The sequence below is a fragment of the Caulobacter sp. GW821-FHT12D05 genome (assembly GCF_058807295.1).
This window is the reverse complement of the sequence record NZ_JBXAQO010000003.1, coordinates 26,870-52,371: the sequence shown is the minus strand read 5'-3', so window position 1 is coordinate 52,371 and position 25,502 is coordinate 26,870. Positions and strand designations below refer to the sequence as shown.

At 68.2% G+C, this 25,502-nt stretch carries 29 protein-coding genes and 2 pseudogenes; 14 read left to right on the top strand and 17 right to left on the bottom strand.

Translation table 11 applies throughout. The annotated features are described in order from the left end of the window. Window positions 1–50: 50 nt before the first annotated feature. Together AC1RRR_RS13025 and AC1RRR_RS13020 are read right to left on the bottom strand one after the other, a co-directional pair. A complete protein-coding gene (locus tag AC1RRR_RS13025) occupies window positions 51–533 on the bottom strand; it encodes a GFA family protein (RefSeq protein WP_492813651.1) in 483 nt (160 codons plus the stop codon). A gap of 173 nt (window positions 534–706) precedes the next feature. Beyond that, window positions 707–1,414 (bottom strand): NAD-dependent deacylase, encoded by a 708-nt coding sequence (locus AC1RRR_RS13020; protein WP_492813649.1) that lies wholly within the window; start codon window positions 1,412–1,414, stop codon window positions 707–709. Window positions 1,415–1,561: 147 nt separating this feature from the next. Between AC1RRR_RS13020 and AC1RRR_RS13015 the strand changes: the two genes are divergently transcribed. From AC1RRR_RS13015 to AC1RRR_RS13005, 3 genes are read left to right on the top strand one after another with little or no spacing between them, the layout of a single operon-like run. Beyond that, the gene (locus AC1RRR_RS13015) at window positions 1,562–2,689 is read left to right on the top strand and encodes a ferritin-like domain-containing protein (RefSeq protein ID WP_492813648.1); all 1,128 of its coding nucleotides are present in this window, start codon (window positions 1,562–1,564) and stop codon (window positions 2,687–2,689) included. A gap of 55 nt (window positions 2,690–2,744) precedes the next feature. After that, window positions 2,745–3,275, top strand: a complete 531-nt coding sequence (locus AC1RRR_RS13010) for a lipocalin family protein (RefSeq protein WP_492813646.1) — start codon at window positions 2,745–2,747, stop codon at window positions 3,273–3,275. After that, the gene (locus AC1RRR_RS13005; protein ID WP_492813644.1) at window positions 3,272–3,808 is read left to right on the top strand and encodes a lipocalin family protein; all 537 of its coding nucleotides are present in this window, start codon (window positions 3,272–3,274) and stop codon (window positions 3,806–3,808) included. The genes AC1RRR_RS13010 and AC1RRR_RS13005 overlap by 4 nt, the downstream gene beginning before the upstream one ends. Here the strand turns inward: AC1RRR_RS13005 and AC1RRR_RS13000 are convergent. Next, window positions 3,805–4,863: a hypothetical protein gene (locus tag AC1RRR_RS13000; RefSeq protein ID WP_492813643.1), complete on the bottom strand. Its 1,059-nt coding sequence runs from the start codon at window positions 4,861–4,863 to the stop codon at window positions 3,805–3,807. The two genes, AC1RRR_RS13005 and AC1RRR_RS13000, sit on opposite strands and share 4 nt — an antisense overlap. Window positions 4,864–4,996: 133 nt before the next feature. Between AC1RRR_RS13000 and mmcB the strand changes: the two genes are divergently transcribed. Then, on the top strand, window positions 4,997–5,452 hold the full coding sequence (gene mmcB, locus AC1RRR_RS12995) for a DNA repair putative endonuclease MmcB (protein ID WP_492815235.1): 456 nt from the start codon (window positions 4,997–4,999) through the stop codon (window positions 5,450–5,452). 6 nt (window positions 5,453–5,458) lie between these two features. Here the strand turns inward: mmcB and AC1RRR_RS12990 are convergent. The 3 genes and pseudogenes from AC1RRR_RS12990 to recQ form a co-directional block, all read right to left on the bottom strand. Beyond that, window positions 5,459–5,565 (bottom strand): annotated as a pseudogene (locus AC1RRR_RS12990) (hypothetical protein); the annotation flags it as partial. Next, window positions 5,555–5,878, bottom strand: a complete 324-nt coding sequence (locus AC1RRR_RS12985; protein ID WP_454713705.1) for a hypothetical protein — start codon at window positions 5,876–5,878, stop codon at window positions 5,555–5,557. The gene AC1RRR_RS12985 and the pseudogene AC1RRR_RS12990, both read right to left, overlap by 11 nt. A 47-nt stretch (window positions 5,879–5,925) precedes the next feature. Beyond that, window positions 5,926–7,767, bottom strand: a complete 1,842-nt coding sequence (gene recQ, locus AC1RRR_RS12980; RefSeq protein ID WP_492813641.1) for a DNA helicase RecQ — start codon at window positions 7,765–7,767, stop codon at window positions 5,926–5,928. Between the two features lie 260 nt (window positions 7,768–8,027). Between recQ and AC1RRR_RS12975 the strand changes: the two genes are divergently transcribed. Beyond that, on the top strand, window positions 8,028–9,989 hold the full coding sequence (locus AC1RRR_RS12975) for a transglycosylase domain-containing protein (RefSeq protein WP_492813639.1): 1,962 nt from the start codon (window positions 8,028–8,030) through the stop codon (window positions 9,987–9,989). Window positions 9,990–10,006: 17 nt separating this feature from the next. On the opposite strand, the pseudogene AC1RRR_RS12970 reads toward AC1RRR_RS12975, so the two are convergent. The 4 genes and pseudogenes from AC1RRR_RS12970 to AC1RRR_RS12955 all read right to left on the bottom strand — a co-directional run. Further along, window positions 10,007–10,132 (bottom strand): annotated as a pseudogene (locus AC1RRR_RS12970) (hypothetical protein); the annotation flags it as partial. Then, complete coding sequence (locus tag AC1RRR_RS12965) at window positions 10,125–10,844, bottom strand: M48 family metallopeptidase (protein WP_492813637.1); 720 nt, start codon at window positions 10,842–10,844, stop codon at window positions 10,125–10,127. The pseudogene AC1RRR_RS12970 and the gene AC1RRR_RS12965, both read right to left, overlap by 8 nt. Before the next feature lie 55 nt (window positions 10,845–10,899). Then, window positions 10,900–12,162, bottom strand: a complete 1,263-nt coding sequence (locus AC1RRR_RS12960; protein ID WP_492813636.1) for a polyhydroxyalkanoate depolymerase — start codon at window positions 12,160–12,162, stop codon at window positions 10,900–10,902. Between the two features lie 151 nt (window positions 12,163–12,313). Continuing rightward, window positions 12,314–12,904, bottom strand: a complete 591-nt coding sequence (locus AC1RRR_RS12955) for an SCO family protein (protein ID WP_492813634.1) — start codon at window positions 12,902–12,904, stop codon at window positions 12,314–12,316. 74 nt (window positions 12,905–12,978) lie between these two features. On the opposite strand from AC1RRR_RS12955, the gene AC1RRR_RS12950 reads away from it, so the two are divergent. Then, window positions 12,979–14,379 (top strand): ActS/PrrB/RegB family redox-sensitive histidine kinase, encoded by a 1,401-nt coding sequence (locus AC1RRR_RS12950; RefSeq protein ID WP_492813632.1) that lies wholly within the window; start codon window positions 12,979–12,981, stop codon window positions 14,377–14,379. A 76-nt stretch (window positions 14,380–14,455) separates the two neighbouring features. After that, window positions 14,456–15,013: a stationary phase response regulator transcription factor SpdR gene (gene spdR, locus AC1RRR_RS12945; RefSeq protein WP_291880393.1), complete on the top strand. Its 558-nt coding sequence runs from the start codon at window positions 14,456–14,458 to the stop codon at window positions 15,011–15,013. Window positions 15,014–15,188: 175 nt separating this feature from the next. Here the strand turns inward: spdR and AC1RRR_RS12940 are convergent, their stop codons facing one another. Genes AC1RRR_RS12940 through AC1RRR_RS12930 form a run of 3 tightly spaced genes read right to left on the bottom strand, consistent with a single transcriptional unit; the run spans window position 15,189 to window position 16,972 of the window. Then, window positions 15,189–15,974 (bottom strand): SDR family oxidoreductase, encoded by a 786-nt coding sequence (locus AC1RRR_RS12940; protein WP_492813630.1) that lies wholly within the window; start codon window positions 15,972–15,974, stop codon window positions 15,189–15,191. A 44-nt stretch (window positions 15,975–16,018) separates the two neighbouring features. Next, window positions 16,019–16,303 carry a 4a-hydroxytetrahydrobiopterin dehydratase gene (locus AC1RRR_RS12935; protein ID WP_454718311.1) on the bottom strand — a complete coding sequence of 95 codons (285 nt, stop codon included), beginning with the start codon at window positions 16,301–16,303 and terminating at the stop codon, window positions 16,019–16,021. Between the two features lie 27 nt (window positions 16,304–16,330). Then, window positions 16,331–16,972 (bottom strand): HAD-IA family hydrolase, encoded by a 642-nt coding sequence (locus AC1RRR_RS12930; protein ID WP_492813628.1) that lies wholly within the window; start codon window positions 16,970–16,972, stop codon window positions 16,331–16,333. Window positions 16,973–17,101: 129 nt separating this feature from the next. Here AC1RRR_RS12930 and AC1RRR_RS12925 point away from each other — a divergent pair, with 129 nt between their 5' ends. The 5 genes from AC1RRR_RS12925 to AC1RRR_RS12905 all read left to right on the top strand — a co-directional run bounded on the left by AC1RRR_RS12925 (window position 17,102) and on the right by AC1RRR_RS12905 (window position 20,919). Beyond that, on the top strand, window positions 17,102–17,593 hold the full coding sequence (locus tag AC1RRR_RS12925) for a hypothetical protein (protein ID WP_492813626.1): 492 nt from the start codon (window positions 17,102–17,104) through the stop codon (window positions 17,591–17,593). Window positions 17,594–17,667: 74 nt separating this feature from the next. Beyond that, window positions 17,668–17,772, top strand: coding sequence for a hypothetical protein (locus AC1RRR_RS12920; protein ID WP_295111711.1), 105 nt, complete (start codon window positions 17,668–17,670; stop codon window positions 17,770–17,772). A 103-nt stretch (window positions 17,773–17,875) separates the two neighbouring features. Then, window positions 17,876–19,915 carry an AsmA family protein gene (locus AC1RRR_RS12915; RefSeq protein WP_492813625.1) on the top strand — a complete coding sequence of 680 codons (2,040 nt, stop codon included), beginning with the start codon at window positions 17,876–17,878 and terminating at the stop codon, window positions 19,913–19,915. A 74-nt stretch (window positions 19,916–19,989) separates the two neighbouring features. Continuing rightward, window positions 19,990–20,313: a DUF3060 domain-containing protein gene (locus AC1RRR_RS12910; protein ID WP_492813623.1), complete on the top strand. Its 324-nt coding sequence runs from the start codon at window positions 19,990–19,992 to the stop codon at window positions 20,311–20,313. Between the two features lie 330 nt (window positions 20,314–20,643). Beyond that, window positions 20,644–20,919, top strand: coding sequence for a YjhX family toxin (locus AC1RRR_RS12905; protein ID WP_492813621.1), 276 nt, complete (start codon window positions 20,644–20,646; stop codon window positions 20,917–20,919). Here AC1RRR_RS12905 and rsmD read toward each other — a convergent pair. Next, a complete protein-coding gene (gene rsmD / locus AC1RRR_RS12900) occupies window positions 20,906–21,475 on the bottom strand; it encodes a 16S rRNA (guanine(966)-N(2))-methyltransferase RsmD (RefSeq protein WP_492813619.1) in 570 nt (189 codons plus the stop codon). The genes AC1RRR_RS12905 and rsmD overlap by 14 nt on opposite strands. Next, complete coding sequence (locus tag AC1RRR_RS12895; RefSeq protein WP_492813617.1) at window positions 21,475–22,098, bottom strand: TMEM175 family protein; 624 nt, start codon at window positions 22,096–22,098, stop codon at window positions 21,475–21,477. Before AC1RRR_RS12895 ends, rsmD begins: the two co-directional genes overlap by 1 nt. Window positions 22,099–22,232: 134 nt before the next feature. Here AC1RRR_RS12895 and AC1RRR_RS12890 point away from each other — a divergent pair, with 134 nt between their 5' ends. After that, window positions 22,233–23,204 (top strand): CPBP family intramembrane glutamic endopeptidase, encoded by a 972-nt coding sequence (locus AC1RRR_RS12890; protein ID WP_492813616.1) that lies wholly within the window; start codon window positions 22,233–22,235, stop codon window positions 23,202–23,204. Here the strand turns inward: AC1RRR_RS12890 and AC1RRR_RS12885 are convergent. Beyond that, the gene (locus tag AC1RRR_RS12885) at window positions 23,201–24,475 is read right to left on the bottom strand and encodes a pseudouridine synthase (protein ID WP_492813614.1); all 1,275 of its coding nucleotides are present in this window, start codon (window positions 24,473–24,475) and stop codon (window positions 23,201–23,203) included. The two genes, AC1RRR_RS12890 and AC1RRR_RS12885, sit on opposite strands and share 4 nt — an antisense overlap. Before the next feature lie 52 nt (window positions 24,476–24,527). Here AC1RRR_RS12885 and tadA point away from each other — a divergent pair, with 52 nt between their 5' ends. After that, a complete protein-coding gene (gene tadA / locus AC1RRR_RS12880; protein ID WP_492813612.1) occupies window positions 24,528–25,016 on the top strand; it encodes a tRNA adenosine(34) deaminase TadA in 489 nt (162 codons plus the stop codon). Here the strand turns inward: tadA and AC1RRR_RS12875 are convergent. After that, window positions 25,009–25,428: a hypothetical protein gene (locus AC1RRR_RS12875; RefSeq protein WP_492813610.1), complete on the bottom strand. Its 420-nt coding sequence runs from the start codon at window positions 25,426–25,428 to the stop codon at window positions 25,009–25,011. The two genes, tadA and AC1RRR_RS12875, sit on opposite strands and share 8 nt — an antisense overlap. Window positions 25,429–25,502: the final 74 nt, after the last annotated feature.

Genomic DNA, 25,502 nt, shown 5'->3' with positions numbered 1-25,502 from the left:
ACCTCGACCTTAGATGGCGCGCCCGTCGCACCCCGCCAAGGGCGCGGCGCTCAAAGAAAATCGTCGAGCGCGGCGCGCTTCCGCTTCGGCTTGGGCCGCTCCCACATCACGCCGGGATAACCCTTCAGCGGGACCAGCTTGCCGCCGCCATAGGCCCAGTCGGGCGCCTCGTCCAAAGACGTGTGGTAGCGCGGCTCGCGTCCGGTGCGGCCGGCGAACAGGGCGCGAGGCAGGTTGATCATGGTGGGGCTGCGCTTGCGCTCCATGAAGATCGGTGTGCCGCAGCGGCTGCAGAAGCCCCGGGTGGTCCCTTCGTGCTCGTGGCGGGTGACCAGGTCCTCGCCGTCCAGCCAGCGGAAACGGCTGCGATAGCTGGCCGTGTAGGTGACATAGGCGCAGCCCTGGGCGTGGCGGCTGGCGGCCGAGTGGTCGTGGAACGACCAGCGGGCCGGGATGCCGATCGCCAGGCGGACCGCGCCGCACGCGCAGGCGCCTTCGGCTTCCTCGGCGGGGGGTTTGAGGGGCTTGGGCATGGGGCGGCTCCGTATGCTGCCCTTCCATAGCCTGATTGCTGCCAGTCGGTGTCAGGATCCAAGTCCCTCCCCCTAGCGGGGGAGGTGTCGACGCGGAGCGGCGACGGAGGGGGAGGGGGAAGAAGCCGGGCCAGGACAACGCCCCCCTCCGGCGCTTCGCGCCACCTCCCCCGCTAGGGGGAGGATCTGAGAACCGTCTCCACCCACGCCGGCACCACCTCACTCGCGGCGCCATAGTGCTTCTCGTCGAACACATAGGCGTTAGCCGACGGCTCGAGATTGATCTCGCAGGTCGCGATCCCCATCGCCCGGGCCTCGGTCACGAAGCCCGCCGCCGGATATACAGACCCCGACGTCCCGATCGACACGAAGAGATCCGCCTCGCTCAGCGCCTCCTCGATCTCGTCCATGAACAGCGGCATCTCGCCGAACCACACGACGTGCGGCCTTGCCCCGCCCTCTTTCCCGCAAGACCCGCAGACAGCCTCGGCGGTCAAAGCCCCACTGTCCGGCCGCGTCGCCTGGCAGTGATGGCAGCGGGTGACCGCCAGCTCGCCGTGCATGTGGATCACGCGCTTCGAGCCCGCTTTCTCGTGCAGGTCATCGACGTTCTGGGTGCAGAGGAAAAGCTCGCCGCCACGCGCCGCTAGCTCGGCCTCGAGCCGCGCCAGGGCGACATGCGCCGCGTTCGGCGCCGCGCCCGCCAGGTTCACCCGCCGCGCATTATAGAAATCCCGCACCAAAGCCGGATTACGCGCGAAACCCTCCGGCGTAGCGACCTCGTTGAGGTCGTATTTGGTCCACACCCCGTCCTTGTCGCGGAAGGTGCCCAGGCCGCTCTCGGCCGAGACGCCGGCTCCGGTCAGCACGAAGATCTTCATTCCGACTCCAGACGATGAAGGTGACGCTGCCGTCATTTTTAATTTGACCCGCCCGCTCACTTGAGTTGACAGTGTTTAGATCGCTGAGGACCCGCGCAAGACGGACCCGGCCATATGGACGTCACCCGGCCGATAGGGAGCGCCGCAATGACCGACAAGAACATCACCAAAGACGCCATGTACGACGCGGTCGCGCCGGACGACTTCGAGTCGATGCTCGAACTCGACCGCTACGGCAACCGCTCCAGCGCCTTCGACAAGATCATTTCCGCGACCCACGACCACTTCTGGGATCCGCTGGACAAGGCCTATATCGATTTCGACGAGCCGTTCGACATGGAGAACCAGGCCCTGGTGCCCGAGGATCTCGTGATCGCCCTGTCGACCGACTACGTCTCCAACCACCTGTCCGATCCCAAGCAGCGTATCCGCTTCATCAACCAGTCGGTGCTGCGCAGCTTCTCGTCGATCCTGCACGGCGAGCAGGGCGCGCTGAACCTGTCGGCCAGCCTGTGCCATGTGCTCAAGGACCAGGGCGCCCAGGAATACGCCGCCAACCAGACCCGCGAAGAGGCCCGCCACGTCACGGCCTTCGCCAAATATATCAAGGTCCGCTGGGGCCGCCCGGTCGAGTGCGGCCCGGCCCTGAAGACGCTGCTGGTCGAGATCATCGGCGCGCCCGAAGTCTATAAGAAGATCATCGGCATGCAGATGCTGGTGGAAGGCCTGGCCATGGGCGCCTTCGCCACCTTCTTCAACAATATCAACGACCCGGTCGGCAAGAAGCTGCTGCAGCTGGTGATGACCGACGAGGCCTTCCACCACAAGTTCGGGAAGATCTGGGCCGACCGCACGGTGCCCAAGCTGAGCCCCGAGGAACACGCCATCATCGAGGACTGGGCGGCGCACTGCTTCCAGACCCTGCTGTTCAACCTGGTCTCGCCGCACCAGCAGCTGGACCTCTACCGCGAGTTCGGCCTGGATCCCGACAAGGTGGTCGAGGAGTACGGGAAGATCATGACCGACGACCTGCGTCGGGAGAACATGAAGGAGCAGACCAACATCTTCCGGGTGCTGGTCAAGACGCTGCTGAACGCCGGCATCATCACCGACCGCACGCGGGCGTTCTACGCCATGTATGTCGACCTCAACGAGCTGAAGAACGAGGGCGAGCGCATGGTCGGCGACGACATCGCCGAGGAAGGCATCCGCTACCTGCAGGCCATCAACTTCAAGGATGGTCGCGCGGGCGCCGTGAGCATCGCCGCCGAATAAGCGGAACTTCGCTGCAACTCGCCGCGTTTGGGCGGACCTAGGCAAAGGTTCGCCCATGCGCTTTTCCAAGATCGTCCTGACGAGCCTGATCGCGGTGACGCTGTCGGGCAGCGCTCTCGCGGCCGCCAAGCCGCCGGCCAAGCCGGTCTCGGCGCAGTTCTATTCGGGCCGCTGGTTCGAGATCGCCCGCACGCCCAACGCCGGCCAGCGCGACTGCGAGGCCCCGACCACCGACTTCACGCTGCAGGGGGCGACCTTCAAGGTCCGCCAGGTCTGCCATCGCGGCTCGCCCCTGGGCGCCGAGAAGGTGTTCACGACCAACGGCAAGATCGTCGAGAACAGCCAGAACACCCGCTTCACGATGAGCTTCCTGGGCGGCCTGCGAAAGCAGGAATACTGGGTGCTGGACTGCGCCGCCGACGGCTCGTGGGCGATCATGGCCACGCCCGGCGGCAACTATGTCTGGCTGATCGCGCGCACCCCCGACATGCCCGTCGCCACCAAGGCCATCGCCCTCGAGCGGGTGAAGGAGCTGGGCTACGCCAAGCTGGAATATCCGCAACATCCGCCAGGAGCCGGCGCTTGAGACTTCCCCTCCTCGCGGTGGTCGCCGCGCTGAGCCTGTCGGCCTGTGTCGCCGGCCCTGTCGGCAATCCCAACGCGCCGCAACCGGCCAAGGCCGTCGACCTCGAGCGTTATGCCGGCCGCTGGTACGAGGTGGCCCGCTACGACATGCGCTTCGAGAAGGGCTGCGAAGGCGTCACCGCTGAATATTCCAAGCGACCCGACGGTCTGATCCGGGTGCTCAACACCTGCCATCAGGGCGCGGTGGACGGCCCAGTGAAGGTCAGCGAGGGCAAGGCCAAGGTCGCCGATACCGCCACGAACGCCAAGCTGAAGGTCAGCTTCTTCGGTCCGTTCTTCTTCGGCGACTACTGGGTGCTGGACCACGCGGACGACTACAGCTGGTCGATCGTCGGCGAGGGGTCGGGACGGTATCTGTGGCTGCTGTCACGCAAGCTCCCGACCGACGCCGACCGCGCGGCCCTGACCGCGCGGGCCAAGGCGCTGGGCTATGATGTGAACCTGCTGCGGCCGACCAAGCAGCCCGCGCCTTAAGGGCGCTTGCCCGGCCAGGTCAGGTAGCCGTTGGCGTCCCGACCGGCGGCGCGGACGCCAGACGACTGCGCGACGAAAGCCGGCGACGGCGTCGGCTCGCCATAGGCCGCGGCCAGGCGATGGTCGAACATCGGATAACGATCCGGGACCCGCTGCGGCGGCTCGGCCCGCGCCATCATCACCGGCGCGGGAGCGGGTTCGGGCGGCAAGACCTGGGCCGGAGCGACGAGGGTCGGCGCCTTGGCCTCGACCAGTCGGACCGGAACCGGCGGCGGCGGAGCAGCCGCTACGACCGGCTCGGGCGGCGTGTAGACCGGCTCGGACGGCGGCAGGGTCTCGACCCGCGACGCGGCGGCCAGCGTCGTGCGCGGCATGGCCTGTCCCGCCCAGCGGCCCAGGGTGGCGGAGAACTGGGCCTCACAGGCCTGGCCGGCTTCGTCGAAGACCGTCTTCAGCAGCGCCGCCTTGTTCTCCAGCAGCGAGGCCCGCGTCGGGGCGCCGTCCGGCATCGGCGCGCCGTTCTTGTCGGAATTCCACTTGCACCCGTCGGCCAGCGCGACCTTCTGGGTCCGCGTATCGACCACGTTCATGCCGGCCATGTAGTAGACGCGGTAGCGGTTCCAGCCGAGCGAGTGCCACATGATGCTGCGTTGGGTCGTGAGGGTGGACACGACATAGCGGGCCGATCCGCCGGCGGCGGCGATCTGCGGCGCCTTCATGCGCTCCAGCGCGAGCAGGCGGTCGTCCACGGTCGCGCCACGCAGGTCGGCCAGCTGGAACGCCAGGTTTCGCGCCATGGGCTCGGCCGGATCGCCGATCTCGTTCTTCTCGACGATGTTCTTGCCGTCGGACATGTCGACCAGCGCGCCCAGCAGGCCGCCGATCAGGATGTTGCGGCCGCTGGACGCCGCGAAGAACGCGCCCGGACGCAATGCGCCATAGGCGATCGTCTCCGGCCCCTCGACCGCCGCGATCGGCGTGGCCTTCACGCCTGCGTTCGAGACGCCGGCCACCGCCGCCATCGCCACGCCCAACATCCAGATCCGCGCGCTCATGCCCACCCCGCTGTGCTTCCAAGGCAGCGCTAGGTCTCGGGGAGGTTGTGGTCAAACACGCTCGCCTATCGCGACGCTATTTAACCGTGTTCCAAGCTTGATCCGCGAACAAAGCTGGAACATGATCGCGCCGATGGACGTGATCATCGAACTCCAAACCCGCCCCGAGACCACCTTGGCCGTGACCCGAGGGGCCGCGCGGTTGCTGGTCGACCTGGGCTATGCGCCGCTGGCCGAGGTGACGCTGCCAAATGGACGGCGGGCCGACCTGATGGCGCTGGGCCCCAAAGGCGACGTGCTGATCGTCGAGGTGAAGTCGGGGCTGGAGGACTATCGCGTCGACCGAAAGTGGGGCGAGTACGCACCCTATTGCGACGCCTTCTACTTCGCGGTGGCGCCGCATTTCCCGGAAGGTATCCTGCCGGACGAGCCGGGGCTGCTGGTCACCGACGCCTTCGGCGGCGCGGTCGTGCGTGAAGCGCCGCTCGCCCCCTTGGCGCCGGCGCGTCGCAAAGCCCTGACGCTGGCGTTCGCGCGCCTCGCGGCCTTGCGGGCGGCAGGGGTCAATGCGGAGCGATTGACGCTTTGAGGAGCCGAAACCTCGTCCTTCGACAAGCTCAGGATGAGGTTTCTACTCGAACGCCAACACTAGTCCTCACCCTGAGCTCGTCGAAGGGCGAGGACGGACCCGCTAGTCCAAATTCCGCGCGATCAGGAAGCCCACGCCCAAGCCGATCGCGAACGCGCCCAGGGCGACGCCCACGGGGTGCTCCTCAGCGGCGTGATGGGCGACCTGGGCCTTGTCGCGGGTCCAGGCGGCGCCGACCTTGGCCTTTTCGGAGGCGAAGGTGCGGGTCTGGGCGGCCACTTCTGTGGCGGTCTCGCGGGCCGACTTCACGGCCTTGCTGACCGCTTCCTTGGCCTGCTGGGTCTTTTCGGCCGTCGTCTTCTTGGCGCCGTCCAGCGCCGCGGCGGCGGACGAGGTGTCGGGGGTGAAGCTGCTGATGTCAGTCATGGGGGAGGCTCCTCGGCTTGACCGGAAGCTAACTCGCGGGACGAGGTTTAGTTCTCCCGCACGACCTTCAAAACCGCTTCCCCATAACGGTCCAGCTTGCCCTGGCCCACGCCGCCGGACTTGCCCAGCGCCGCCAGGGTGGCCGGCCGCGCGGCGGCGATCTCGGCCAGGGTGGCGTCGTGGAAGATGACATAGGGCGGCACGTGCTGGGCCTGGGCCTGCTCCTTGCGCCAGGCGCGCAGGGCCTCGAACAGCATCTGGTTTTCCAGCGGGATGGTCAGGGCCTTGCCCTCGCGGCGCTTGCGGGCCGTGCTGGCGCGTCCCGTCTCCGGCGCCTCGGTCGTCTGGCGCAGGGCCACGCGGCGCTCGCTGCGATAGACCTGCCGCACGCCCTCGACATCCCCTAAGCCGATCAGCGGCCGACCGTCATTGGGATCCTCGCGCAGCAGACCCTCGAAGATCAGGGTGTCGAACAGGTCGCGCCAGGTCGGCTGGCTGAACTCGCGGCCGATGCCGAAGGTCGGCAGCTGGGCCTCCTGGGGCGTGACGTCCTTGGTCTTGCCCATCAGGTGCTCGATGATCCGCCCGCGCCCGTAGCGGCCGCCCATGCGGTGCACGGCCGACAGCGCCTTCTGGGCGGCCTCGGTGGCGTCGATGCCGGTCGGCGGCGCGACGCAGACGTCGCAGACCCCGCAGGGGGCCACGCCCTCTTCACCGAAATAACGACGGACGGCGGCGGCCCGGCAGGTGACGCCCTCCATCATCGAATAGAATTGGCGCAGCTTCCGCGACTGCGCCTGCTTGACCTCGTCGGGCGCGTCCTTGGTCTCGATGCGGCGACCGGCCCAGGCCATGTCGGCCGAGCCGTACAGGGTGATGCCCTCGGCCGGCTGGCCATCGCGGCCGGCGCGACCGACCTCCTGCCAGTAGGCCTCGATGGCGGCCGGTGGGTCGGCGTGGATCACGAAACGGACATCGGGCTTGTCGACGCCCATGCCGAACGCGATGGTCGCCACCATCACCGCCGCGTCGGCCTCGAGGAACTCCTCCAGCCGGCGGGCGCGGACAGCCTTGTCCAGACCGGCGTGGTAGGCGAGCGCCGGAATGCCCTCCGCATTCAGTTTCTCGGCCAGTTTCTCGGTCGAGTCGCGGCTGCCGGCATAGACGACGCCGGCGCGGCCGGGGCGCTCCAGAACAAGCTCGACCACGCGGTCGTGGCCCTTACCCCGCTTGCGCTCGGCGCTGAGCGCCAGTTCGGGGCGGGCGAAGCTGTCGACGAACTCGGCCGCGCCCTGCAGGCGCAGTTCCGCACGAATGTCGTCGCGGGTGCGGGCGTCGGCGGTGGCGGTGACCGCCAGGCGCGGGATGTCGGGGAAGAGCTCGGCGAGGCGGCCCATCATCCGGTATTCGGGCCGGAAATCGTGACCCCACTGGCTGACGCAGTGGGCCTCGTCGACGGCGATCAAAGCGAGCGGCGTGCGCGAGAGGCGATCCAGCATCCATGGCTGCATCAGGCCTTCGGGCGACAGGTACAGCATGTCGACCTCGCCGGCGTCGATGCGCCGCCAGATCTCGGACCGCTCGTCCATCGAGACGTTGCTGTCCAGCCGCTCGGCCGCCACGCCCGCCTGGCGCAGTCCCTGGACCTGGTCGGCCATCAGGGCGATCAGCGGCGAGATCACCAAACCCACGCCCGGCCGGATCAGCGACGGGATCTGGTAGCACAACGACTTGCCGCCGCCTGTGGGCAGCACGGCCATGGCGCTGTGGCCGGCCAGGATCTCGTTGATCACCCCCGCCTGCATGCCCCGGAAATCGGCATGGCCAAATGTGCGCCGCAGGACGTCGCGGGCGTGGTCGAGTTCGGGGGATTCGGGAGGAACGTACACGGGGGCTCTTTTGGCAGCCTCGGGCGGCGAGGCCAAGCACGACAGCGCGTCATCTGACGGAGCTAGGAACGCCATGGTCGTTCGCCGTTTGTTTCCTCAATTATAGGTGGCAACATGGCGCCAAGAAACCATCGCCACAAGAGCGCCGCATGGCGCGTTCACTTCTCGTCAATCTTGTCGCGCGTTCTGTGGGCTTCGGCTAAACGGAACGTGTGCCAGCACGCGCGGCCGCGCGGCATCTCAGGAATTCAAGGACGACCATGGCGAACGGACCCTTCGGCGGGAACAAGGCGGCCAAGCCGCAGCGCACCCCGCTCCAGGCCCTGGTCTATTGGGGCACCGTCCTGGGCGTCTGGGGCCTGATCTTCGTCGTCGCCTTCTTCGCGGTGTTCGCCAGCGACCTGCCCGACACGTCCAAGCTGTACGACGTCAAGCGCCAGCCCTCGATCAACTATCTGGATCGCTCGGGCGCCCTGCTCGCGGTCCGGGGCAGCCAGTACGCGCCGCCAGTCGATATCGACGCTCTGCCCAAATACGTGCCGGCCGCCTTCGTGGCGATCGAGGACCGCCAGTTCTACCACCACTTCGGCTTCAACCCCTGGGGCATCATGCGGTCGCTGGCGTGGAACGCCACCCATGACGGTCCCCAGCGCGGCGGCTCGACCATCACCCAGCAGCTGGCCCGCAACCTGTTCCTGAGCCCGGCCCAGAACTATCGCCGCAAGGCCCAGGAACTGATCCTGGCCGTCTGGCTGGAGCTGAAGTTCAGCAAAAAGCAGATCCTGGCCCTCTATATGAACCGGGTCTATTTCGGGGCCGGCGCCTACGGCATCGAAGCCGCCTCGCAGCGCTATTTCAACAAGCCCGCCAACGAGCTGACCATCGGCGAGGCCGCGCTGCTGGCCGGCATGATGAAGGGCCCGGCCCGCTATTCGCCGGTCTCGGCCAAGGAACGCGCCGCCCGCCGCGCCACCATCGTTCTCGATGAGATGGTGCGCATCAAGGCCATCACCGCCGAGCAGCGCGACGAGGCCTTCAAGACCCCGGTGCAGGTCTCGGCCACCCTGGCCAACCAGCGCGCCCAGTACTTCACCGACTATATCGACGCCCAGGTCCGCTCGCTGGTCGGCGAACCGACCGAGGACCTCGTCGTCGAGACCACGCTGGACCTGCCGATCCAGGTCTCGGCCGAGCGCGCCGTGAAGCTGGGCGTCGAGGGCCACGGGGCCCAGGGCGTGCAGCAGGCGGCGCTGGTCGCCATCGACGGCGAAGGCCGCATCCGCGCCTATGTGGGCGGCGCCGACTATTCCGACAGCCAGTTCGACCGCGCCACCACCGCCCGCCGCCAGGCCGGCTCGGCCTTCAAGCCGTTTGTCTATCTGACCGCCATGGAGGCCGGCCGCAATCCGTCGGTCATGGTCGTCGACGAGCCGGTCAAGATCGGCAATTGGGAGCCGCGCAACTACACCAACAAATATCTGGGTCCGATGACTCTGCAGACGGCCCTGGCCCAGTCGATCAACACGGTCGCCGCGCGCCTGGCCAACGAGGTCGGCACCAGCAACGTCGCCGCCACCGCTCGCCGCCTGGGGATCACCAGCAAGATCCAGCTGGATCCGTCGATGGCTCTCGGCGCGGTCGAGGTCAGCCCCATGGAGATGGCCCAGGCCTATGCCCCGTTCTCGAACGGCGGCTTCCTGGCCAAGGGCTACGGCATCGAGCGGATCCGCACCGCTTCCGGCAAGGTCCTCTACGACCACAGCGTCGAGAAGACCGCCCGCTCGGCCGTGATCGGCTCGCCGGCCCTGCAGTACATGAACCAGATGATGCGCGAGGTCGTCGCCTCGGGCACCGGGGCCCGCGCCAAGGTCGCCGGCTACGACATCGCCGGCAAGACCGGCACGACCAGCGACTACAAGGACGCCTGGTTCGTCGGCTACACGGGCGGCTTCGTCACCGCCGTCTGGACCGGCAAGGACGACAACACCCCGATGAAGCGGGTCACCGGCGGCGGCGCCCCCGCCGAGGTCTGGCGCACCTTCATGTCGGCCGCCCTGCCCCGCCTGAAGGCTACCCCGATCCCGGGCGGCGTCGTCGAACCTCCGCCCGTCGCGCCGACGGACCCGATCGGTGACCTGATCAACCCGACCCCGACGCCGGAAGGCCCGGCGGCCGAAACCCCGGCCGGCACGACGCCGCCGGCGGATCAGCTGCCTTACTAGGTCGAAGCGGAGATCTAGATCCTCCCCCTAGCGGGGGAGGTGTCGGCGGAGCCGACGGAGGGGGAAGTAGCCGGATAGCCCGCTCTTCCCCCTCCGGCCTTCGGCCGCCTCCCCCACGGGGGAGGGCCTTCAGACTTACGCCCCGATCGCGTGCAGTTCCGCCGCGTGGGCTCTCAGCCACGCGCGGTGGGGCGCCGGATCGCCGACCAACTGCTCGCACAGCGCCCAGAACCTGGGGCCGTGATTGGCCTCGATCAGGTGGGCGCATTCGTGGGCGACGACGTAGTCGGCCACCGCCGCCGGGGCCAGGATCAGTCGCCAGCTGTAGCGGATCGCCGCCGGCGTCCGGGGCGTGGCCGGGCGGCACGAGCCCCAGCGAGCCTTGGGGTCGGCGACGGCCACCGAAGGCATCGGCCGATTGAGAGCGGCGGCGTGGACAGCGGTGCGATCGGTCAGGATCGCCAGGGCCTCGCGCTTGGCCAGCCGCACGACCTTCAGGCCCCAGTTGGCGTCGTCGGGCGCGACGATGCGATCACCGTCGATACGGGCGCGGCCGGGGCCGACCTCCAGGCGATAGGCTTGACCGTTCAGGCGCAAGGTCCCGCCCGGCGCCAGGCTCATCCGCTCGGGCAAGGCCGCCAGCTGCTTGGCGATCCAGCCAGACTTTTCCTGGGCGAAGGCGACGGCTTCGTTCAGGCGGCGGGCGGTGGGCGAGAGGGCGACGATCTCGGACTTGGCCCGGTCGACGCGCAGCGAAATCCGGCGCGCCCGGCCGTCCACCCGCAGGCGAACCGGCCAGCCGCCGATCTCCAGTCGATCACCGTCGGAAAAACGTTGGGCCTTAAGCGCGAACATCTGCGCCTAAGATCGTCTGCGCCGCCCCGTCTCGCAAGGGCGACGCGACGTCAGATCAGGCCTCTTCCTCGAAGTGCGGATCGCACTTGCGGATGAACTTGCGCACGCGCGGATAGATCTCCTCGCGGAAGCGGCGACCGTTGAACACGCCGTAGTGGCCAACGCCGGGCTGCACATAGTCCAGCTTCAGCTCGTCCGGGATGTTCTTGCACAGGCCGTGGGCGGCCTGGGTCTGGCCGATGCCGGAGATGTCGTCGTTCTCGCCCTCGACCGTCATCAGGCCGATGTCGGTGACGGCTTCCGGCTTCACCAGCGTGCCACGGTGCATCAGCTCGCCCTTGGGCAGCAGGTACTGCTGGAAGACGATGTCGATGGTCTGGAGGTAGAACTCCTCGGTCAGGTCCAGGACCGACAGATATTCGTCGTAGAACTCTAGGTGCTTGTCGGCGCTGTCGCCGTCGCCCTTCACTAGGTCCTGGAAGTAACGGCGATGGGCCTCCTGGTGGCGCTCGGCGTTCATGCTCATGAAGCTGGCCAGCTGGACGAAGCCCGGATAGACGCGCCGGCCCGCGCCCGGATAGGGCGGCGGCACCGTGTAGATCATGTTCGACTGGAACCAGGTGAACGGCTTTTCCTCGGCCAGCTGGTTGGTCACGGTCGGCGACAGGCGCGCGTCGATCGGCGAGCCCATGAAGGTCATGCTGGCCGGACGCGAAGGATGGTTCTGCTCGGCCATCAGGGCGGCGGCGGCCAGGACCGGCGGACCGGGCTGGCAGACGGCCACCACGTTCGGACGCGGGCCCAGCACCGACAGCATCTGGATGATGTGGTCGATATAGTCGTGGAAGTCGAAACGGCCTTCCAGCACCGACACGTTGCGGGCATTGACCCAGTCGACGATGAACACCGAGTGGTCGGGCAGGAACGCCTCGACCGTGCCGCGCAGCAGGGTGGCGTAGTGGCCCGAAAGCGGCGCGACGATCAGCACGGCGGGGTCCAGGCTGAACTTGCCGGCCCGGCGCATGTCGGCCATGTCGCGGTCGAACTGGATGACGCGGGCCCAGGGGCTTTGCCAGACGATCGTCTCACGGACGCGGACGTCGACCTGGCCGATCTTGACCGTGTCGAGGCCCCACTTCGGCTTGCCGTAGCGGCGAGTGATGTTGGCGAACAGATCCGCCCCGGCGTGCAGACGCCGGCCCAAGGCCGTGTCGGCGGCCGGATTCAGCGGTGATCCCCAGAAATCCCGGGCCGCCAGCGCCATCTGGCGCATCGGAGTGGAGGCGTAGTAAGCCGCCTCGTGCATAGCGTAAAGCATGGCGCATCCGCGATGTTGCAATGCAACATACCACGTTAGACCCTAACGGAGTCTACCCCGTGGAAGCTTTTTGCACCGCGTCACAGCGTCACCGCTCGCGCAGATGGTAGCGCTCTCAACGCTCGCGCCCGTTTTAGCCTTCGCGCCCCGTTTAGCCTTCACGCATCGCGTCGCCGACGCGGCGGGCGATCTCGTCGGGCGGACTGCCGTAGGGGATCACCGTCTTGTAGCGGCCCTTGGGGTCCATCAGGTAGGTCACCGTCGAGTGGTCCATGGTGTAGCCCGGGCCCTCGCCGCTCTTGGCGTAATAGACCTTGTAGGCCTTGGCCGCGACCTGCACCTGCTCGGGCGTGCCCGTAAGACCAATGGTCGATTTCGGGATGAAGTCGTTCGACAGGTAGGTCTTCATCTGCTCAGGATTGTCGCGACCGGGGTCGACCGAGATGAAGACGATCTGCAGATCCTTGGCTTTCGGACCCAGTTGGTCGGTCGCCGCCGACAGGGCCTGCAGGGTGCCGGGACAGACATCGGGGCAGTAGGTGAAACCAAAGAACACCAGGCTCCATTTACCCTTCAGCACCTTCTCGGTGGCGGGCTTGCCGTTCTGGTCGACCATCTGGAACGGACCGCCGATCGGCACCGGAGGCTCGGACTTGAACACGCCCGCGTTCCAGGCCAGGCCGGCGGTGACCACGAGGCCGACGACGCAGGCCAGGATCAGGACAAGGCGGTGACGCGGCATGTGCATTTCATCCTTTTGCGTCCGCCCGATCTTTCACTCTCGCCAAGCGCGAGAATATGGACAATCTTGCGGACATGACTGACGTTTCGTTCGCGAGAACGCCCGACGATCAACGTCATAAAGGGCTCGATAATCCGGGTGAGGAACCGGCGCAAGACGACGCCTGGTCCTGGACCGCGCCAGGGCTGCGCCGTGGACGCTTAAGGGTTCGCACCCTGCTGGCCCAACGGTGGCTTTCGGTGGTCGGACAGACGGCCGTCCTCCTGATTGCAGGCCTCGCGCTGAAGTTGCAAGTTCCGTGGGCGCTGTGCTTCACCCTGATCGCCCTGTCGGCCTGGCTGAACGTGCTCCTGGGCCTGGCCTCCAGCGGTCAGCGCCTGGCGCGGGACGGCGAGGCCACCGCCCAGATCGCCTTCGACATCCTGCAGCTGTCGGGCCTGTTGTACCTGACCGGCGGGGCGCTGAACCCGTTCTCGCTGCTGCTGATCGCCCCCGTCACCCTGGCCGCCGCCACCCTGCCGGCGCGCTACGCCCTGGGCCTTGGCCTGCTGGCCGTCGCCTCGACCGTGGCGCTGGCGCTGTTCCACCTGCCGCTGCCCACCCTAGCCGGCGCGATCCCCTCGCCGACGCCCAGCACCCTGATGCTGTGGACCATGGTCAGCGCGCGGATCATCGGCATCGGCCTGACCGCCGCCTACGCCTGGCAGGCCGCCAGCGAGTCCGCGCGGATGGAGTTGGCCCTCAACGTGACCGAGACCGTGCTGGCCCGCGAGCAACGCCTGTCGGCCCTGGGCGCCCTGGCCGCCGCCGCCGCCCACGAGCTGGGCACGCCCCTGGCCACCATCTCGGTCGTCTCGCGCGAGATGGCCCGCAACGCCGTCAGCGAGGAGATCCGCGAGGACGCCGAACTGCTGATCGGCCAGGCCGCCCGCTGCCGCGAGATCCTGCAGCGCCTGACCGAGATGCCCGAGGCCAAAGACGCCGTGCACGAGCGCATGAGCCTGGTCCAACTGGTCCAGGACGTGATCGAGCCGCATCTGGTGCACGGCATCCGCGTCGAGGCCGTGGTCAACGGTCCTTCGGGAGAAACCGCGCCCGACATCTGGCGGAGGCCCGAGATCATCCACGCCATGACCTCGATCGTCGAGAACGCGGTCGACTTCGCCCGCAGCGAGGTGATCGTCATCGCCCGTTTCGACGCCCGCTATATCGTTATCGAGGCCCGCGACGACGGGGCCGGCTTCTCGCCCGAGGTGCTGGCCAAGCTGGGCGAGCCCTATGTCACCACCCGGCCGGGCGCGGAAGGCTCTCGCACCGGCCATATCGGCATGGGGCTGGGTTTCTTTATCGCAAAGACCTTGCTGGAACGAACCGGCGCCACCGTGGATTTCCGCAATGGACGTCGTGGCGGCGCCGTAGTCTCGGCTCGTTGGCCCAGGCCGGCGCTTGAAGCTCCCGGCTTTATCGGGGCTTGAAGTACGTTGCGTATCCTGGACACTATGGGTTGTTATTTGGCCTGTTGAGTATTGGCGCTGGGGAGGCGCGGACTTCATGGCGGATATTGGTGAGCTGGTCGCGGCCCTGCCGGACAAGACGCTGCTGCTTTTGGACGATGACGGCCCGTTGCGGACCCGGCTCGGACGAGCGCTGGAGCAGCGCGGCTTCGAGGTGACCCTGGCCGCTTCCGTCGCCGAGGCCCTGACCATCCTGCGCGGCGCCGCTCCGGCCCACGCGGTGCTGGATATGCGGCTGGAAGACGGCTCGGGCCTGAAGGTGGTCGAGGCGGTGCGCGACGCGCGGCCCGACGCCAAGGTCATCATGCTGACCGGCTACGGCAACATCGCCACCGCCGTGGCGGCGGTGAAGGCGGGGGTGGTCGACTACCTGTCCAAGCCCGCCGACGCCGACGACGTGGCCCGCGCCCTGCTGGCCGCCAAGGACGCCGCCCCAGCCCCGCCGGAGAACCCGATGAGCGCCGACCGGGTGCGCTGGGAACACATCCAGCGCGTCTACGAGATGTGCGGTCACAACGTGTCGGAAACGGCGCGGCGGCTGAACATGCACCGCCGGACCCTGCAGCGGATTCTGGCCAAGCGCGCGCCGCGCTGATCCCACCTCCCCTCTCCCCTTGCGGGAGAGGGTGGCCCGAAGGGCCGGGTGAGGGGTCGCACAGACAGAAACGCCGCGACAGCCGAAAGGCCGGTCGCGGCGTTTTGCGTTCTTCAACCCCTCATCCGTCGCCTGCGGCGACACCTTCTCCCGCAAGGGGAGAAGGATACTCCCATCACATCGCAGAGATGCCGCCGTCGACCTTGATCTCGGCGCCGGTCATGAACTTGCTCTCGTCGCTGGCCAGATAGAGCACTGCATTGGCGATGTCGTTCGGCTCGCCGATGCGGCCCAGCGGCACCTGGCGGGCCAGCTTGGCGAAGGCCTCCTCCTTGCCGAACCGGGCCGAGAAGCCGTCCAGGATCGGGGTGTCGATGAAGGTCGGGTGGATCGAGTTCGACCGGATGTCGAGCTTCATCTTGGCGCAATACAGCGCGATGTTCTTGCTGAGCAGCCAGACCGCCGCCTTAGAGGCGTTGTAGGCCGGCGAATTGCCGTTGGCGATCAGGCCGGCGATCGAGCTCAGATTGATGATCGAGCCGGGCTGGTGGGCGCGCATATGGGTCAGGGCGTGCTTGGCGCCCAGGAAGACGCTGTCGACATTGACCGACATCACCTTCTTCCAGAGCCCGAAATCCAGGCTCTCGATGGGCCCATCGCCGCCGATGCCGGCATTGTTGACCAGCACCGACAGGCCGCCCATGTCCGCTGTCGCCTGCTCCAGGACCTCGACCCACTGGTCTTCCTGGGTGACGTCCAGCTGGTAGGCGAAGGCCGTGCCCGCGCCGTGGGCGGCGTTGATCTCGTCCGCCACGGCTTGCGCGCCAGCCAGGTTCAGGTCGGCCAGGGCGACCTTGGCCCCTTCGCTGGCCAGCATCCGCCCCGCCGCCGCGCCCAGGCCCTGGGCGCCGCCCGTGATGAAGGCCTTCTTGCCGGCGACCCGGCCCGTGCTCTGCGCCATTGCGGCGTCCTCCCGATTATAATTCAAACGGGAGTTTGAATTCTTCAGGCGGCGCTGTCCATGAACTTCGCCATCTGGACGTCGAGTTCCGTCACCCCGTCGGCGTCATGCGTCGTCAGCAGCACCTCGACCCGGTTGTAGACATTGAACCACTCGGGGTGGTGATCCAGCTTGTCGGCCATGATCGCCACGCGGGTCATGAAGCCGAAGGCCTCGTTGAAGTCCGCGAACTTAAAGGTCTTGGCGATCGCGTCCTTGTGGTCCGGCGCGGCGCTCCAGCCTTGCAGTTGGGCGATCGCGGCGTCGGCGCCGATGCGGGGACGGGACATGGGAATCTCCAAGAGAACTTTGTCCTCTCAGAACGACAATCTCGTCGCTTCGGCAAGGTCGGCCAGCAACTGATCTTCGGTCGAGACCTTGATCGCCGTCATGCCCAGGGCCGCCGCCGGCTTGCAGTTGATGCCCAGGTCGTCGAGGTAGACACACTGCTCCGGCGCCACATCCAGCAGCTCGCACATCATCTGGTAGATGCGCGGGTCGGGCTTCCTCACCCCCGCCTTGGAGCTTTCGATCACCGCATCGAACAAGCTCATGATCTCGCTCACCGCCAGCGCCTTGTCGGCGCTCTGGGCCATGCCGGGGCCGTGGCCGGTGGGGACATTGTTGGTGATGCAGCCGACCTTGAACCGCGTCTTGCAGACCTTCAGCGCGTCCAGCACCCGAGGCCGCAGGTCGCCGTAAAGCAGTGGCAGCACCTCGCCCCCACGCACGGCGTGGCCCAGGCGCGTGGCCTCCTCCAGGAACAGCGTGTCGAAGGCCGTCGCGTCGATCTCGGCCCGCTCGAATTTTGCCCAGGCGTTCACATCGCCATTGGTCGCGTTGACGGTGCGGATGAAGTCCGCGGGCAGGCCGCGTTCGGTCTCGTAGCGACGGAAGGCCTCGAACGGCGAGGTCGTGAAGACACCGCCGAAATCCCAGATCACCGCCTCGATCGCCATGGCCGCCTCAAACGCTTGTTTGAGGCTACGCTAGCCCCAGCGCGCCATCAAGGGAAGCGCCCACGGCCACGCTCGCTTATTGGGTGAAACCGCACTCACCCGGCCTCGGGAAATGTTTTGTTAACCTCCATGACCGCGTTCCGCCTCCTGCCTGTCCTGGCCCTGACTTTGGTGAGCCTCGCCGCGCCGGCGATGGCACAGCCGCATCGGGGCGTGGGCCTGCCGTTGGATTCGGAACTGCTGCCGCCGAACTCGGGGCCGGGGGACTGCGTCGTGCGCCGGGTGACCGGTCCGGGCGGCGCCTATCGCTGGGATCGTGTCGAGTGCGACGCCGATCGCGGCTGGTCCGATCACGATCAGTGGGGCTACGGCAACCGCCGTCTCGATATTGAGACACGCGGCGGCTATGCGGGCGACCGCTACGGCGCGCCCCGTCGTGAGTCGCGTTATGGCCGTCAGGTCGATCAGTATGAGTACGAACAAGTTCGCGCATACAGCGATGGTTACGAACAGGGCCGTGGGGGCCCCGCCGTAAACTATCCGCCGCCGTATGCGTACGGTTACGTCGCCGCCGGGCGCGACGAGGCCGGTTACCTGATCTGGCCCGGCAAGACGCCCTAACCCAAAGCGGGTGGCGCCGCCCTTGCGCCAAGAGCGTCTACACGCACCAAAATGGGACGGGGGAACAACTAACCATGCGCACGCCGAGCCGGCCGTTTTTCAAGGCCTATGAACTCGTGGCCATCGCCGTATTTCTGATCGCGGGGGTGGTCGTCTGCCGGATCGGTCTCGTCTACTGACGAGGCCCTTCAAGGCCTAAACGCTTCAATTTGGAACACGATCGCCGGCCTCACGCGTTGTGAGGGTTCAACCGGAGCCACGATCCTGTCCACCGCCGACGTCATGCCCGCGCCCAGACCGCCTCGGAACCCGTTCCGAGGGCTGTCTCGGCGCGCGCGCATCGGCATCGGCTCGGCCCTGGCGCTGGTCGCGGCGATCATCGCCTTCCTGGTGATCTTCGACTGGAACTGGCTGCGCGGACCGATCGGCCGCTACGCCTCGGTCCAACTTCAGCGCGAGGTGGTGATCGCCGGCGACCTGCGGGTCCACCCGTGGTCGTTCTCGCCCAAGGCCGAGGCCTACAACCTGCGCATCGGCCAGCCGGCCTGGGCCAAGACGGTCGACAAGGACGCCGGCCAGATGGCCCAGGTCCAGCGCGTCGCCGTGCAGATCAAGATCCTGCCGCTGCTGAAGGGCGACGTCATCCTGCCGTTCCTGGCCATCGACAAGGCCGACGTGCGCCTGCTGCGCGACAAGGACGGCCGGGCCAACTGGACCTTCGGCGCGGCCAAGAGCGACAAGCCGCTGAAGCTGCCGGCCATCCAGCGGTTCGTGATCAACGAGGGCAAGCTGCGGGTCGACGACCGCCAGCGCGGCGCGCTGTTCGTCGGCACGGTCAACGCCCAGGAACGCGCCGGCGAGAAGGGCGGCCGCTTCGTACTGGAGGGCAAGGGCAGCCTGAACCAGTCGGCCTTCGTCGCCCAGATCACGGGCGGCCCGCTGCTGAACATCTCGCCCAGCCGGCCCTATCCGTTCGACGCGTCGATCCAGGCGGGTTCGACCAAGATCACCGCCGAGGGCAATGTGACCAAGCCCTTCGACCTGGGCCGGTTCGAGACCCAGCTCAGCATCTCCGGCGCCGACCTGAACCGGTTGCACGACCTGACCGGCCTGACCTTGCCCAACACCCCGCCCTACAAGGTCTCGGGCCACCTGGCGCGCAAGGGCGACCGCTACGACTTCGAAAAGCTGTCGGGCCGGGTCGGCGACAGCGACATCAGCGGCGATCTCTTCGTGCTGACCGGGCGCGAGCGGCCCTATCTGGAGGCCGACCTGCGCTCGCGTCGCCTGGACTTCGACGACCTGGGCAGCCTGTTCGGCGCCGCCCCGGCCACGGGTCGCGGCGAGACCGCCTCGGCCGGCCAGAAGGTCGAGGCCGCCCAGCGCGACGCCACCCAGCGCCTGCTGCCCGACGCCACCCTGCAGGTCGACCGCATCCGCGCCATGGACGCCAAGGTCAGCTACCGCGCCGAGACCGTGAACGCGCCCAACCTGCCCCTGCGCAAGGTCAGCGCCGAGGTCGTCCTGGACAAGGGCGTGCTGACCGTCGACCCGATCGCCCTGACCTTCTCGCGCGGCGATCTGAAAGGGAAGGTCCGTCTGGACGCCCGTCCGGCCACGCCCAAGACCGACATCGACGTGCGCCTGCTGAACGCCCGGCTGGAGGACTTCATCCCGTTCAAAGCTAACGGCAAGCCGGCCATCGAGGGCGCGGTCATGGCCCGCGCCAAGCTGACGGGGACCGGCAACAGCGTGCATCGCGCGGCCTCTACGGCGGATGGTTCGGTGACCCTGGTCGCCCCGCGCGGCCAGATCCGTCAGGCCTTCGCCGAGCTCTTGGGCGTCAACGCGTCCAAGGGCCTGATCCTGCTGCTGTCGAAGAGCAACAAGGAGACGCCGGTGCGCTGCGCCGTCGCCGACTTCGACGTCAAGAACGGGGTGATGACCACCAGCACCCTGGTCGCCGACACCGGCGTCGTGCTGGCCAAGGGTCGCGGCACGGTGGACCTGCGCACCGAGCGCATGGACTTCCGCATCGAGGGCGACAGCAAGAAGCCGCGCCTGGTGCGGCTGTTCATCCCGATCACCATCAAAGGCCCGATCATGGCCCCGAAGCCCGGCCTGGACGCCAGCCAGGCCGTCGGCCAGGGCGGCATCGCCGCGGCGCTGGGCTCGCTCATCAACCCGCTGGCCGCCCTGCTGCCCTTCGTTACAACCGGCGAGGCCAAGGACGCCGATTGCGCCGGCCTGGTCAGCGAAGCCCGCCAGCAGGGCGCGCCGGTCAAGGCCAGCCAGACCACGCCCGCCAAGGCCAAGAAATAACCGCTACCTTCGGTGGAGCTTTCAGGCCGCCCGCGCGTTTGCAGCCGAGCTGTAACCTTGAGGACCGCCGCGTCATGATTTCCCTGTCCCTGCTCGCGCTTGTTTCCGGCCTGGCCGGCGCACCGGATTCGGTTCGCGTCACCGGCATCGGCCAGTCCCGCACGATCGAATGCGATGGCCGCGCCGCCGTCGTCGAGGGCACGGATCACGCCCTGACCTTCACGGGCGCTTGCGCGGGCCTGACGCTGACGGGCACGGGCAGCAAGGTGACGATCGACCTGGCTCCCGGCGCGCCCATCACGGTGACCGGCACGGACCAGACGGTCCGTTGGCGCGCGACCAAGCCGCCCAAGGTCAGCGTCACCGGCATCGACAACAGTGTCAGCAAGGCGCCGTAGGAATCCCCTTCTCTCCTTGCGGGAGAAGGTGGCCCGAAGGGCCGGATGAGGGGTCGCACCGACTTGTCGGATAGGCCTTTCAACCCCTCACCCGACCCGCTTCGCGGGCCACCCTCTCCCGCAAGGGGAGAGGGATAACTTGAGCTTTGCCGGCTCTTCCCCCATCTTCCCCACACCAACTCTTCTTGTGTGGTTCATGTCCGAGATTGTGCGCGAGGCGCGGGCCTAACAGGCTCCGAACCTCGGTTCGAATGTCTAGAGGCCCGCTATCCGCCCGCGCAGACGCCAGGCGGCTGCGTGATCGTATGCCTCGATCTCTCGGACAATCCCTTGAACATCTCCAAACCGCAGCAACGCACGCTGCATGCTCTGGCCCAAGGCGGCCGGATCGAACTGGAACGCGACGACAACGGCAAGATCGTCTCGGCCGACTGCATCACCCGCGACGGCTGGGCGCTGACCGACTGCAATGTCGGCGTCTTCCAGTCGCTGAAACGCAAGCGGCTGATCGCCAGCCAGGAGGGCGGGCCCTACCGGATCACCCGGTTGGGGCTGGGCAACCTGCGCGCCCAACTCGACAACAGAGTGGGCGCTAAGGCGTGGTGAGCTTGTAGAACAGGACGCGCGCGGCGCCGTAGTCGCGCGCGTCGATCTGCTCGAAGCCGTCCAGCACCGGATCGACCTCACCCCGGCCGCGCTCGAACATCAGGATCGCGCCGGGGGCCAGCCAGTCGTGGGCCTTCATCTCGGCGACGGCCTTCTCGCCCAGGCCCTTGTTGTAGGGCGGGTCCAGGAAGGCGATGTCGAACGGCGCGCCGGCGCTGGCCGGACGGGGGCCGAGATCCGTGGCGTCGCGCCGGTGCACGCGGGTGACGCCGAACAGGTGCATGGCGTCGATGTTCTCGCGGATCGCCCCGCGCGCGGCGTCGTCGGTCTCGACGAACAGGCAGAAGGCCGCGCCCCGCGACAGGGCCTCCAGCCCCAGCGCGCCCGAGCCGGCGAAGACGTCGATCACCCGCGCGCCATGCAGCTCCGGCGCCCAGGCGGCGTGCTCCAGGATATTGAACACGGCCTGGCGGGCGCGGTCGGAGGTCGGGCGGGTCGTGCCGCCCGGCGGCGTGGCGATGGCCTTGCCGCGATACTGGCCCGAGACGATGCGCATCAGGCGGCCTTCGGCGTCAGGCGGCGGCCGATCAGGTTGAGGCCGATCACCAGCGCCGCCAGCAGGGCCCAGCCCCACGGCTTGACCAGGCTGAAGATCGTCAGCCCGCACATCAGGCCCGGCAGCAGCGCCACGCGCAGCAGCACGAACACCGCCTCGCCCGTCGGCATCGGCTCGGTCAGCTTGCCGACGAAGGCGGCGTAGGCCCAGACCAGGCCCATGGCCAGGCCGATCAGCGCCACGTGGCCGACATAGACCAGCACGGCCTCGCCGCCCCGGTTCTCCCAGAGCAGCTCGGTGACCAGGGGCAGCAGGGCGATCAGGCCCAGGACCACCAGGTTGACGACGTCCAGGCCGCCATTGGCCCGGACCAGACGGGCGAACACCCGGCGGTGGCTGAACCAGCAGACCCCGACCACCGCGAACGACACGGCATAGGCGGTCAGCTTGGCGCCCATCTGGGCGAACAGGTCGGCAATGCCATGCCAGTGGTGCGGCGGGTGGATCTCGATGGCCAGCAGGGTGATGGCGATGGCGAACACGGCGTCCGAGAACAACACCAGCCGATGCAGATGCCCGGGCGTGCTGTCGTGCCCATCCTTGCTCAAAACGCCGTCGCTCATGCCCATTTCCCTCATGCCCCTTACAACCGGTAACCGGATGTGTGCCGTCCCGAGCGCCCTGCGGCAAGCGCGCGCTTTACAAGATCGTGGCCGCCCCCTCTTAGTCGCCGCGACAGGCAAGAGGCGATCCGACAATGGGCATGGGCGAGCTGATGGGGGCGGTGAGGCGGTCGCGCTTCCTGGCCGACCTGTCGCCCTATGACCGCGACCCTTGGCGGACCGTGTTCGCCGTGCCGATCGGCGTGCTGGCGGCGGCCGTCGGAGCCCTGCTGGGCGGCATCGCCGCGACCCTGATCGCCATGCTGGTGGTCAGCGGCCTGGACGGCGCGCCGGCGGCCGGCGACCTGTTTTCCGTCTTCTCGGCCTCGCCCACGGCCTTCCCGACCGCGCGCCAGTCGCTGTTCCTGCTGACCGTGCTGGCCGGCGTGAACCTGGGCGCGGCGGTCGGCTTCGTGTTCGCGGCCGGGGCGATCCACCACCGCAAGATCACCGACTACATCAATGCCGGTCAGGCGTTCCGCTGGCGCCTGCTGCTGGGCGGCCTGGTGCTGGTCGGCGTCGTCATGACTGCCGTGGTCGGCGCAGCCGCCCTGGGCGGCGAGGCCATGGATCCGCCGATCGGCCGTATCTCGCCCAACCTGGCCGGGCAGGCGATCTACGGGGCCTTGGCCGTCGCCCTGCTGGTGCTGGCCGCCGCCGCCGAGGAGATCCTGTTCCGGGGCTGGCTGCTGAAGCAGAGCGCCGCCTACATCCACAATCCCGTGGCGCTGATGGTGCTGAACGGCCTGCTGTTCGCCGCCATCCACTTCGACCCCAATATCGACGCCTTCCTGGTGCGCGCGGCCATGGGCGCGGGCCTGACCTGGATGGCCCTGCGCCTGGGCGGCATCGAGCTGGGCGTCGGCGCCCACGCGGCCAACAACGCCGTCATCGTGCTGCTGATCCGGCCGATGACCAGCCACCCCGACGCCCCGCACGAGTTCCGCGCGGGGCTGATCGGCAGCGCCCTGGTGATCCTGGCCGGCTTCATCGGCGTGGCCGAGCTGTCGCTGCGCTGGCCGGCGCTGCGACGCTGGACGGGCGCTTCGGCGGCTGCGGCGGCCTAGCGCTTCGGACCACCGCGCGGCGCAGGACCACGCCCGCCCGCGCCACCCGCAGGCTTGCCCGCTGAACGCGGGGCCGCCCGACCCGGCTTTTCCGACACTCGACGCGCCGCGCCCTCGGCGGGCTTGGCGCCCGGGCGGGCCGCCGCCGGCTTGCCTCGGACGGCGGGTTTGCCGATGTCGATGAACTTGCTCTCGATGGACTTGGTCGGGCGCTTGGCCTTGGCCGGTCCCTTGGCGGGACCTTTGGCGACCTTCGCCGGCGCGTGCGGCGAGACCTTCTTTTTCGGCTTGGCCCAGCCGGCCTTGTAGACCGGCTTTTCGGGCTTTTCCGGCGCGTCCGGCTTGAGATCGCGGTCAGCGCGCGGCGCGCCCCGACGCTGCAGATCACCGCCACCCGGCGTGCCGGGCGCCTTCACGGCGGCGGCGATGCCGACGAACTTCGGACGATCGCCGGTCGGCATGTTCTCTTCGGAGATGATGCCTTCCATGAGCTCGCGGATCACCCGGGGGCCGACCTCCTCGATCTGACCGGCTTCCAGCGGACCCAGGGCGAACGGGCCGTAGGACATGCGGATCAGGCGGTTGACCTTCAGGCCCAGGGCTTCCAGCACCTTGCGGACTTCGCGGTTCTTGCCTTCGGAGAGCGAGACCGTGATCCAGATGTTCTTGCCGCCGCCGGCCTTGTCATGGGCCTTGTCGATCTTGGCCTCGATGGAGCCGTACTTGACCCCCTCGACGGTGATCCCGTCCTTCAGCCTGTCCAGCTTGGCCTGCGTCGTGTCGCCGAAGGCGCGGGCGCGGTAACGGCGGACCCAGGCGTTGCTGGGCGTCTCCAGGGCGCGCGACAGCTCGCCGTCATTGGTCAGCAGCAGCAGGCCTTCGGAGTTCAAGTCCAGGCGGCCGACCGAGATCAGGCGCGGCAGATCCTTGGGCAGCGAGCCGAACACCGTCGGCCGGCCCTTGGGGTCGTTGTGGGTGGTCATCAGCCCGGTGGGCTTGTGGTAGCGGAAGATCCGGGTCGGCTCGCGCTCGGCCACCAGCTGGCCGTCGACGGTGAGGAAGTCGCCGGGCGCGACCTTGACCGCCGGAGTGGTGAGCACCTTGCCGTTGATCGCCACGCGGCCGGCCTCGATCAGCCGTTCGACCTCGCGCCGCGACGCCACGCCGGCCCGCGCCAGGGCCTTGGCCACCCGTTCGCCGGGACCGTTCTCCAGATCGCCGTCCTCGCCGTCGAGGTGCGGTTCGTATAGGGGATCGTGAGGTTTGGTCATTTTCGGCGTCCTTCTCGGGCTGGGCGCATCTCTCGATGGGCTTTTCTTGGTAATGCGCACTGATCAGGACGAGGATCAAGACCACGCCATGATGCGGCTGGCGCTCGACGCCGCCCGCGCCGCCGCCGAGGCCGGCGAAACCCCGGTCGGCGCGGTGATCCTGGACCCGAAGACCGGCGAGGTCATCGCCACGGCCGGCAACGGCCCGATCGCCGCCCACGACCCGACGGCCCACGCCGAGATCGCCGTCATGCGCGCCGCCGCCGCCAAGCTGGAAAACTACCGCCTCACCGACCTCACCCTGGTCGTGACCCTGGAGCCCTGCGCCATGTGCGCCGGCGCGATCAGCCATGCGCGGATCGGCCGGGTGGTGTTCGGGGCAGAAGATCCCAAGGGCGGCGCGGTCGTGCACGGCCCGAAGTTCTTCGCCCAGCCGACCTGCCACTGGCGGCCGGACGTGACCGGCGGCGTACTGGCGGAAGAGAGCGCAGAGCTGCTGCGGGGTTTCTTCAGAGCCCGCAGGAAATCCAAACCTAGCTGAGCAGGGCCGAGCCCATCAGGACCCGGGCGCCGGGCTTGCCCAGCACCTGGTCGCAGGCCTTCTGCAGTTCGCGGCCGACATGATCCATGTCCGGGGCGACGCCGCCGCGCAGGCCGGCGGCATAGACCATCAAGACCTGGGCGAAGGCGGCCCGCAGGCGCGGCGTCGAGGCCTGAGCGCGGGTCATCAGGGTCGGATCCTTGGCCTGGATGCCCGCCTCGACGGTCATCACGCCCCGGCGGCCGTCGCGGCGCAGGACCACCGCATTGATCGGGTCCAGGGCGAAATAGGTCGGCGGCGCCTTCTTCTCCTCTCCCCCGCCGTGACCGGCGAAGGCGACCGTCGGCGCGGCCAGGGAGCCGCCGGCGAGGGCGGCGATCAGGGCGATCGGGAGGAGGCGAGTGCGGCGCATGACGCCTTGCTACCGCAACGTGGTTGACGTCCTCTTTACATCTGCGGGCGCAAACAGGGGCGTTAACCACGATT

Excerpts from the sequence above, each read along its gene's own strand:
- AC1RRR_RS13015 (WP_492813648.1), top strand. The coding sequence starts at position 1,562 with ATGACCGACAAGAACATCACCAAAGACGCCATGTACGACGCGGTCGCG.
- AC1RRR_RS12950 (WP_492813632.1), top strand. The coding sequence starts at position 12,979 with ATGACTGACGTTTCGTTCGCGAGAACGCCCGACGATCAACGTCATAAA.
- AC1RRR_RS12975 (WP_492813639.1), top strand. The coding sequence starts at position 8,028 with ATGGCGAACGGACCCTTCGGCGGGAACAAGGCGGCCAAGCCGCAGCGC.
- AC1RRR_RS12930 (WP_492813628.1), bottom strand. The coding sequence starts at position 16,972 with ATGGCGATCGAGGCGGTGATCTGGGATTTCGGCGGTGTCTTCACGACC.
- AC1RRR_RS12910 (WP_492813623.1), top strand. The coding sequence starts at position 19,990 with ATGATTTCCCTGTCCCTGCTCGCGCTTGTTTCCGGCCTGGCCGGCGCA.
- AC1RRR_RS12920 (WP_295111711.1), top strand. The coding sequence starts at position 17,668 with ATGCGCACGCCGAGCCGGCCGTTTTTCAAGGCCTATGAACTCGTGGCC.
- AC1RRR_RS12935 (WP_454718311.1), bottom strand. The coding sequence starts at position 16,303 with ATGTCCCGTCCCCGCATCGGCGCCGACGCCGCGATCGCCCAACTGCAA.
- AC1RRR_RS12960 (WP_492813636.1), bottom strand. The coding sequence starts at position 12,162 with ATGCTTTACGCTATGCACGAGGCGGCTTACTACGCCTCCACTCCGATG.
- AC1RRR_RS12915 (WP_492813625.1), top strand. The coding sequence starts at position 17,876 with ATGCCCGCGCCCAGACCGCCTCGGAACCCGTTCCGAGGGCTGTCTCGG.
- spdR (WP_291880393.1), top strand. The coding sequence starts at position 14,456 with ATGGCGGATATTGGTGAGCTGGTCGCGGCCCTGCCGGACAAGACGCTG.
- mmcB (WP_492815235.1), top strand. The coding sequence starts at position 4,997 with ATGGACGTGATCATCGAACTCCAAACCCGCCCCGAGACCACCTTGGCC.
- AC1RRR_RS12890 (WP_492813616.1), top strand. The coding sequence starts at position 22,233 with ATGGGCATGGGCGAGCTGATGGGGGCGGTGAGGCGGTCGCGCTTCCTG.
- AC1RRR_RS13020 (WP_492813649.1), bottom strand. The coding sequence starts at position 1,414 with ATGAAGATCTTCGTGCTGACCGGAGCCGGCGTCTCGGCCGAGAGCGGC.
- AC1RRR_RS12965 (WP_492813637.1), bottom strand. The coding sequence starts at position 10,844 with ATGTTCGCGCTTAAGGCCCAACGTTTTTCCGACGGTGATCGACTGGAG.
- AC1RRR_RS13010 (WP_492813646.1), top strand. The coding sequence starts at position 2,745 with ATGCGCTTTTCCAAGATCGTCCTGACGAGCCTGATCGCGGTGACGCTG.
- AC1RRR_RS13025 (WP_492813651.1), bottom strand. The coding sequence starts at position 533 with ATGCCCAAGCCCCTCAAACCCCCCGCCGAGGAAGCCGAAGGCGCCTGC.
- rsmD (WP_492813619.1), bottom strand. The coding sequence starts at position 21,475 with ATGCGCATCGTCTCGGGCCAGTATCGCGGCAAGGCCATCGCCACGCCG.
- tadA (WP_492813612.1), top strand. The coding sequence starts at position 24,528 with ATGCGCACTGATCAGGACGAGGATCAAGACCACGCCATGATGCGGCTG.
- AC1RRR_RS12955 (WP_492813634.1), bottom strand. The coding sequence starts at position 12,904 with ATGCCGCGTCACCGCCTTGTCCTGATCCTGGCCTGCGTCGTCGGCCTC.
- AC1RRR_RS12895 (WP_492813617.1), bottom strand. The coding sequence starts at position 22,098 with ATGAGCGACGGCGTTTTGAGCAAGGATGGGCACGACAGCACGCCCGGG.
- AC1RRR_RS12940 (WP_492813630.1), bottom strand. The coding sequence starts at position 15,974 with ATGGCGCAGAGCACGGGCCGGGTCGCCGGCAAGAAGGCCTTCATCACG.
- AC1RRR_RS12925 (WP_492813626.1), top strand. The coding sequence starts at position 17,102 with ATGACCGCGTTCCGCCTCCTGCCTGTCCTGGCCCTGACTTTGGTGAGC.
- AC1RRR_RS13000 (WP_492813643.1), bottom strand. The coding sequence starts at position 4,863 with ATGAGCGCGCGGATCTGGATGTTGGGCGTGGCGATGGCGGCGGTGGCC.
- AC1RRR_RS12985 (WP_454713705.1), bottom strand. The coding sequence starts at position 5,878 with ATGACTGACATCAGCAGCTTCACCCCCGACACCTCGTCCGCCGCCGCG.
- AC1RRR_RS12875 (WP_492813610.1), bottom strand. The coding sequence starts at position 25,428 with ATGCGCCGCACTCGCCTCCTCCCGATCGCCCTGATCGCCGCCCTCGCC.
- AC1RRR_RS12885 (WP_492813614.1), bottom strand. The coding sequence starts at position 24,475 with ATGACCAAACCTCACGATCCCCTATACGAACCGCACCTCGACGGCGAG.